The following is a 7,525-nucleotide window of genomic DNA, read 5'->3' on the forward strand; positions in this document are numbered from 1 at the left end:
TGTGGCCGCGGCTGAGGTGATGCGTGCTTTTGCGCAAGTGGCTCAAGGTGATCCGAATCTGTCGCTCGAAGACAGGCTTGGCGCCGCTGGCTGGGGCGAAAGCCGGCTTGGTGCGGCTGGCTTGCACCGCCGTTGGCAGATCGGTGAAATCGTGGGAACGCAGTACGGCCGTGGATCGTCTGCCTTCCTTGAGGTAACGATTGAGTTGGCGATGCCGGATTTCGATGATCCGGGCAGCGAAGAGCTATTTTTCGAAAAATTCGAGGGTAGGTTTGCCGAGAATCTGGCGGTTGTCACGGCGGAATTTGGACATCCGACATTTGTTGGTTCCTACGGGGATGAGGGATTCCCGGAGGGCCTGGATGCCGTGTCGACTGCTCAGTGGCCTCTTCTGGCCGGCGTAATGGCTGTTCACCTGAAGCATGAAGACCAAGGAGTTCCGTTCAGGATTGCGGCAACAGTGACCTGATTCTCATAATCGAATAGGTTTGCAGCGAGGTTCGAATCTCTGGAACGACTGGATCGGGGATCCGGACGTTCGGAAGGCGGTTGCCCGGATGTTCTCGCTGGCACCGGTGTGGGATTTCGATGGTCTCAAAGACGTAGCGGCCTGAACTGGATTGCGGGGAGTGCGCGCAGGTTACGTCGGCTGTCGGTATGGATCCCGGGAGGAGTGTTTCTATGCCCGTCGCCGAGCGGATCGCGATGGCGAGCCGGTCGGTGTCGACGTGCGGGTGGCTGTCCCGCAGTGGTGACAGGGCCTCGGCGATCCAGCCGACAGCGTGTCCCTGGTGCAGGACCGGCTGGTCGGCATTCGGTTCCAGTGACAGGCGGCGACTGGTACGAACAGTTGTTCTACGCGCGAAGCGAACTGCAAGGTTCAAACTATTTCGATCTTGACTTCGGCGGCCTCGGTGCAGCAGCGGCACTGGCTAAGGCTGGTCGGGCCGGGGTTCCCAAGCCAACAGCTCCTCGCTCCTCTGGCTGCGGAGCTATGAGCTTCAGCGAGAGCACCGAAGTGGTCAGGTTTCGCTGCTCCCCGGCCTGGCTGGTGTCAGCTGCCGACCTGAGGCTGCCGACAAGTCTGGGTGCCGTCGACCTAGAACCACAGCCGGTTTCTCCTGCGACGGAGCAGGATCAGGACGGCGGTGGCCCCAACGGCGGCGGCCACCGCGACGGACATCGATCGATCACGGCGTTGAGGAGGCGGCGCGGCAGCCGGTGGCGTGATGAGGGCGGGCGCCTCGGTGCGATCCTGCGAATGAGGCAGTGGGGCCATGGCTTGCGGTTTTGCGGCGCGCTTTCGGCTGCGGTTTAGCAGCAACTGAACGGCGGCCTCGAGCACGAGCATGATGCCGCCGCCGGCGACTCCGGCCAACGCGCCGGCCATGAACAGGTTGCGCTGTTGTATCGCCGCCGTGTCGAGTAGTTCCCCACTCAGGCGGTAGCTGAGCGGTCCCGCACTGCCCGGCAGTTCCTTGGTCCAGCGAAGGACGCCGGAGTCTGGCAGCTGCGGACTGGCGGTCTGCGCACTGAAGTCGCCGGGTTGATTGTCGAGGTCGATGATCGCCTTGGATCCCGGCGGCAACGGGCGGAAGGCGATTTCTCCGGCGGATGCGTGGGGTAGGGTCGTCAGTCCTGGTAGGACGTACAGCAGCCGAGGACCAGAGGCGCGTTTGCACGTGATCCCGCTGATGCCGGAGAGGATTTCCTGCCGTAAGCCTACATCGCCGCTGTCCAGCGAAACACGCGTGTACACGCACCGCGACATCGATCCACCGAGCATGGACCAATAGTCACTGTTCTCGGATTTCGGCTGAACGGGTTTCCACTTCACTGGCTGGTTGAATCTGTTGATCATGTCGATCCCCGTGGCCAAATCGCCACAGATTAGTACAATGGCAGCGGTCGGCGGTGCCGCCTCGGGCGCGGCGCCGATTTCGTGCTGTAGCACTAGCGACAGGGAGGTCGTGCCCGCCTTGCCGGTTCCGGGGTTGTAGGCGACGTGAACCTGCACTGGAGCGGTTACGCCGGTCTGGTTCGCGTCGAGCGCAACGGCGATCACGCCACGGTCGGCAAGTCGGGGACTGGGGCTGAAACCGGTCGCGGCGAGTTGCCAGGCCCAGGCCGCCGCTCCCACGGTCACAACGACGGCGAGGGACAGCAGCCAGCGGTTCTTGACCAACTCACGGCGAAGTCCGGTCTCGGGCATTCGCTAACCGTACGGGCCCGCGTCGTGGTCGATCGAGAGGCGTCTCCCTCGACGGCGACAACCGCGCGTGGAGGTTGCAGCACTCTCCTCTAGCCTTGGCTGGTCACGGGGAAGGGGAGACCGTGCGCTGGTGGGAACGACTACGAGCTCGGCAGGCGGGCCGGCCGGGGTCTGCCGACGGTGATGTCGTGCCGCTTCCGCTGACGCCGCAGTTTCAGCCGGAACAGCACGAGGAGTACGTCGCACGGCTGACCGCCGCCCTGCAGGACCCGGACATCCGCAACATCGCGCTTTACCGGTCGATATGGCGCGGGCAAGTCGAGTGTCCTGAAGGCCTTCACCGACCAGCACACGGGACGAGTCCTCAACCTCTCCCTGTCGACCCTCGGGCCTTCCGAGGAGGAGAAGTCGGTCATTAACCAGATCGAAGAGGAGCTCGTCAACACCAAGCCCTGCTCCCCGACCACCACGGGCAAGGTGGAACGGTTCCACCAGAGCTTGCAGGGTGAGTGCCTGGACGGGCGGGTGTTCGCCACTGTCGAGCAGGCCCAGGCCGCGGTGGACGTGTTCGTCGCCGAATACGACTACGACCGGCCGCACCAGGGCATCGACGACGCCTTCCCCGCCGACCGGTTCCACCGACCCACTCCAGGACCGAGTCAGCCGGCGACAGACGTCCTGCCGCTGCGCCTGCCGTCCGGACTGCTGCCCGCCGCTCCACCGGCGCCGAGAACGCCACCCGCCGTCGAGGTCGACGCCGGATCGGTGACCGTGTCCACCGCCCGCCCGCAGCCGGTGCAACTGCTCCGCGTGGTGCCACCGTCGGGCAACCTGACCGTCGCCCAGCAGCAGGTGTGGCTCGGCCCCGCCCTCGCCGGCACCCCGGTCACGATCTGGGTCGACACCGACCGGCTGCACGTCCTGACCACCGACGGCGCCCGCATCAAGTCCAGCCCCTCCCGGCTGTCTCAACGGGACCTTGCCCGCCTACTGGCCGACGGCGGCGCTTCCGCCGGACCGTCCCCACTGCCGCAGCCTGAACCGCAGAGCACCGCCGTCGAGGTCGACCGGGTCGTCAACGCCTGCGGCGGGATCAGCATCGCCGGCCGGCAGATCAGCGTCGGCATGCCCCTTGCCGGTCAACGCGTCCGGGTCCGCCTCGACGGCGTCCTTCTGCACGTCATCGACGAGGCCGGGCATCTGCGCCGCACCCTGCGCTGCCCCTTGCCACCGACCGCCTGCGGCCGCATCCGCGACGCCCGACCCGCCTCCCGGATCCCACCACCGGCCACCGCCCTGACAGTCGAGCGGGTCGTGTCGGTCAACGGCAGCATCCAGGTCGCCGGCCAACGCATCCAGGTCGGCAAGGTCCACGCCCGCAAGTTGGTGTCCGTCGCCCTGGACGAGCACACCGTCACCGTCTACGACGCCGACACCCCAATCACAGCCGTCCCCCGCCGCAGCACCACCGACCTGAACCGCACCACGGCCAAACACCAGATCACGGTCACCGCCAGATGAGGCCTCGCTTAGGGAAGCAGGACTGTCGCGACGGTGTGGCTACCACGGCCAATGCCGAGCCAGGTGGTCCGGATCATCGCCCGGCGACACCACGAACACGTGCTCGCCGCTGTCATCGAACACCAGCAGCGGCCCGGCCTGCGGCGCTAGCGCCACCGCCGCGGCCAACAGGGCACTCCCGGATGGCTTACGGAACCCGATGTCAGCCACGGCCTGGTCCAACTCCACAGGCTCGTCACCGCCGGCGCCATCGACCCCCAGGCTGACCTCGCCGAGGTCCAGGCCACCGACCGATGTGCAGGTGGCAGGGTCCGGACAGCCCGGCAGATCGCTGGTCACGTCATACCCGGCGACCTGGAACCACGGCACACCGTGGCAGCCAGCCCTCCAGAAGACGGCCAGGACCTGCGCCACCATCGGCAGGTCACGAGCGGGCGGTGCCTCCGCGGGCAGACCAAAGGAAGACTCAGCGTCGGCTGCCCACTGGAGTCCACCGTCTGCGGCCGCCATGTGCAGCGGCGTCACCAGCAAATGCCAACTCACAGCACGCATCGTGCCACCCGCGTCCGAGAACCCGAAACGCGAACCGTCCCCCTCCCGGACGGCCTCGCCCTACCATCGGCTCAGCAAAGAACCTATCGATCTCGACCTGGCGTCAAGCGTCCTCCGACGCCGTTTCGTCAAACATCATGCGAGACCAGGCAACTGCGCCAAGTGCGAAAGCACACCGACCTCACCCCCGGTGACACGGTTGCCGGCATTGCAATGGCTGCGGCTAGAAACGCTCACCGTTGACCGGCTTCCGGACTTCGGCTCCAACCCCATGACGCGGGCCGAATGCCTCGGGTTGCGTCACCTCCGCCACCCGGCAGCCCTCCAGGGCCTCGCCGCCGCACCCCAGTTGGGGAAGCTTCTGGTCGCAGCGCCGCACCTGCCAGTCGACGCGCTCGTCCCCTTCGTTGATCACCCGACACTCGAACGCGCCGGGATCACGCTGGGCAGTCACCAGCGCGACCGCGACGCCGATGACCTTCTGCGGCTGCCACCACCACCTCCGGACAGGCAGTTCGCCGCGATGCACGAGCTGACCCGCATCCTGTAGCCCAGGCCCTGCACCTGGCAGCGTTGATTTTGCGCTCTGGGACAGCCCCGGACTTCCTGCTCCGACCAGCAAGGCCCGGACTGGGCGCGGCGAACCGAAAGCTCCCGGCGCCACCGCGCCGGTAACTGATGTAGCCAGCTGAAACACCATTTCCACCTGGCGGTGCCCTACCTGAGCATCCGCTGTGACGACCACTTCGGCAATCCCGAAGACCTCGGCAATGGTGCTTCCTGTTGGCGGTCGACCAGCATCCGCACAGTGATGTGGTAAGCCGCCTGGTAACGACGTCCACCTTCGAACTTCGCTCACATGGCGGAGACCGCAGCCTCGATTTTCTTCGCCGCCGTGGGCTTCACCTTCCCGGACACCCGCACCAACCCCCGGCCATTGTCTGCCCGGTAGTGGTATTCGGTTCCCAAAATGGGGGCGGCCTTCAACGCCGTCTGGATGTACTCGGACCTGCGATCCACGTCGGCCGCCGCCGCGAAGACCTCGACCACGAGTCCCCGGTCAATGGAGAACTTGTCGGCTTCCGGGTCACCGCCGGGCAGGTCGGCGGACGCTCTGGACAGATACCCGTTGGGTCGCCCGAGCAGGTGGTTGGGGTCGGTGTCCTCGTCCTGAACAGCCCCCTTCGTCAGGCCGAGTTTCGCAGCGGTCAGGTTGGCCAGCACCTGCTCGGCGGTGAGCGGCTCCGCAGCGGCCGGCGCCGGGGTGGCCGCAGGTGTGGTTGGGACGGCCTGCGGCGGGTTGCTCGCGGTGTCGGGGGTGTTGGCGCCGCAGCCGGCGTTAAGGGCGAGTGCGGCGACGAGGGCGACGGTTCCGTGTTGAAGGCGCATCGGACGATCTTCCGGCAGCACCCGGGTTGGGGTGGTCCTGCATCCTGCCGGGCGGCTGTCTGGTTGATGACATCCCTGACGAGGGTCCACCCGACCGTGTTCAGCATGGCACCTGCTTTACCCCAACTTCACACTCCTTACGGGAGGCGAACTGATGACCGACCGCGCCCGCCGTTTTGCCCGCTACGCCACTCTGGCGTTCGCTGTGGCCGTCGCCGCTGGCATGACCGCCTGCGGCACTAGCGGGTCTACCAACACGGCCGCCGGCGTCAGTTCAGCCCCGGCGCCGCTGCCCACCCAGGATTGGAACCGCCTGGCCTGCCACACTTTGTCCACTGACATGTTGGAGGTCCTTGGCAACCTCGCGGACACTCGTAAGGCAGCCGAGCACGCGTTGAAGTCGGCGGACCAGATCACGTCGGCGCACGGCCGGGACCTGCGGGACGCGGGGAATGCCCGGGAGACCGCTGATCTGAATGGGGGGCAGTCGACGGCGGTGGAGAGGCGAACTTGGAGATCAGCAAAGCCGCACTCAAGGTCGCTGAGGCGTGCGCAACGCTGTACGGGGACGGGCCGTGGTGAGCTGAGTGGCGTGGAACGCGTCAGTGTGCGAGATCTTTGGCGGTTCCGAGGGAACGCGGAGCATCCCCATCGCTGACGAATGGCCTCAAGGCTGCCCCCACAACGGCGGCGATAATCCTCGGTGGCCGCACGAATCTCGATGGCCCTCTTCCGCGGTGATCACCCACGGTAGTCAACCCGATGCTTCAGGTGCGAGTCACGCTTCAATGGAACGCACATGATGCCTATGCGGGCATCCTGGACTTGCTGAGCAGTGGTGTCTGCGTAACGGGTGGGTGGTCTGTTTCACGTCACGGCGGTAGTGGCAGGCCACGAGTAGTTGTACACGATATAGCCTTTGTAGACGGCGAGCTTGTCGTACAAGGCGCGGGCGTCGGCGTCGATCTCGGTGTTCCAGTACAGGCGTGGGGCGCCATGCTCATCGCCGTCCTTGGCCACGCGCTCGATCATCGCCGTGGCGATACCTCGGCGTCGTGCCTGCGGGTCTACGAACAATTCTGCCAGGTAGCATCTCCCGGCACCCCAGACGCTGTCGTGGAACAGGTAATGCGCGATGCCAACCATCTTGCCGTCGAGCCGTGCACAGATGCCACGGACCTGCTCTCCGTTGACCAGACGCTGCCAGGTGCGTTCGTAGCCGTCGTCGTCAACCTCAGTCGCGGGCCGACCCGGCCGGCCGGCCCAGTGGGCGTGGAAGCTCCGGGTCAGCCCTTCCCACTCGTCGTGGTCGAGTTCGGTCAATGAGTCAATGGTCAGCACGGTTGCCATCCTCGCATCGCCACCAGCGCCCGACGTGCCTGGAGCGTTCTGCCGCCACTGCAACCGCTGGTGCGTCGGGTATCGATCGAACATGCCGCCGGGGACTGCGGAGGCAACTGGCGAGGCCGTCCGGGGCTCCGGCCGGAGCTGTCGTCGGGCGCGGCCACGCCGTTAACCACAGCTCGTCGATCAGCCACAGCACCGCCGGGGTGATGACGGCGGGCTGTTCGCCATCGCCGACCGGCGGCTGTCACCTTCGACTCGATCGGTCTGGGTGCCGTTTCCAACACGGGGGTTGAGGAGGTCGGGCAGGTGTGTCTCTTTGGGAGGTCGCGGACGCTAACTGCGGCGAGGTGTACCAGAGCGCAAACGGCAGCTCGGCTTAGTACTCCAACGTCACTTGGCCTGTCTGTGCTGGTAGTGGGATCGGCGGGCTCGGGCTTGGGATGTTCGTCGCCAGATTGACCAGTGCAGGGTGTGTTCTGGCGGGAGTGATGCGGTGAGGACGAA

7 protein-coding genes are annotated in these 7,525 nt (G+C 66.1%); 3 read left to right on the forward strand and 4 right to left on the reverse strand.

All coding sequences use genetic code 11. From position 1 onward, the window contains the following. Nucleotide 1 precedes the first annotated feature (1 nt). Nucleotides 2-469: a hypothetical protein gene (locus tag FHG89_RS32360; RefSeq protein ID WP_139588178.1), complete on the forward strand. Its 468-nt coding sequence runs from the start codon at nt 2-4 to the stop codon at nt 467-469. A gap of 630 nt (nt 470-1,099) precedes the next feature. Here FHG89_RS32360 and FHG89_RS32370 read toward each other — a convergent pair. Further along, the gene (locus FHG89_RS32370; protein ID WP_139588179.1) at nt 1,100-2,212 is read right to left on the reverse strand and encodes a hypothetical protein; all 1,113 of its coding nucleotides are present in this window, start codon (nt 2,210-2,212) and stop codon (nt 1,100-1,102) included. A gap of 477 nt (nt 2,213-2,689) precedes the next feature. Between FHG89_RS32370 and FHG89_RS32375 the strand changes: the two genes are divergently transcribed. After that, the gene (locus tag FHG89_RS32375; RefSeq protein WP_244296075.1) at nt 2,690-3,733 is read left to right on the forward strand and encodes an integrase core domain-containing protein; all 1,044 of its coding nucleotides are present in this window, start codon (nt 2,690-2,692) and stop codon (nt 3,731-3,733) included. Between the two features lie 39 nt (nt 3,734-3,772). On the opposite strand, the gene FHG89_RS32380 is transcribed toward FHG89_RS32375, so the two are convergent. Beyond that, nucleotides 3,773-4,258 carry a hypothetical protein gene (locus tag FHG89_RS32380; protein WP_208761186.1) on the reverse strand — a complete coding sequence of 162 codons (486 nt, stop codon included), beginning with the start codon at nt 4,256-4,258 and terminating at the stop codon, nt 3,773-3,775. Nucleotides 4,259-4,475: 217 nt separating this feature from the next. Here FHG89_RS32380 and FHG89_RS32385 point away from each other — a divergent pair, with 217 nt between their 5' ends. After that, the gene (locus FHG89_RS32385) at nt 4,476-4,835 is read left to right on the forward strand and encodes a hypothetical protein (protein WP_167517586.1); all 360 of its coding nucleotides are present in this window, start codon (nt 4,476-4,478) and stop codon (nt 4,833-4,835) included. Nucleotides 4,836-5,140: 305 nt separating this feature from the next. Here FHG89_RS32385 and FHG89_RS32390 read toward each other — a convergent pair whose 3' ends face one another. After that, nucleotides 5,141-5,695: a hypothetical protein gene (locus tag FHG89_RS32390; protein WP_139588182.1), complete on the reverse strand. Its 555-nt coding sequence runs from the start codon at nt 5,693-5,695 to the stop codon at nt 5,141-5,143. A gap of 846 nt (nt 5,696-6,541) precedes the next feature. Beyond that, nucleotides 6,542-7,015, reverse strand: coding sequence for a GNAT family N-acetyltransferase (locus FHG89_RS32395; RefSeq protein ID WP_139588184.1), 474 nt, complete (start codon nt 7,013-7,015; stop codon nt 6,542-6,544). Between the last annotated feature and the right edge of the window lie 510 nt (nt 7,016-7,525).

Source organism: Micromonospora orduensis (genome assembly GCF_006228125.1).
Classification (GTDB): Bacteria; Actinomycetota; Actinomycetes; order Mycobacteriales; family Micromonosporaceae; genus Micromonospora; species Micromonospora orduensis.

Bases quoted from the DNA above. Each gene is read 5' to 3' on its own strand.
- FHG89_RS32370 (WP_139588179.1), bottom strand. From the start codon at position 2,212: ATGCCCGAGACCGGACTTCGCCGTGAGTTGGTCAAGAACCGCTGGCTG.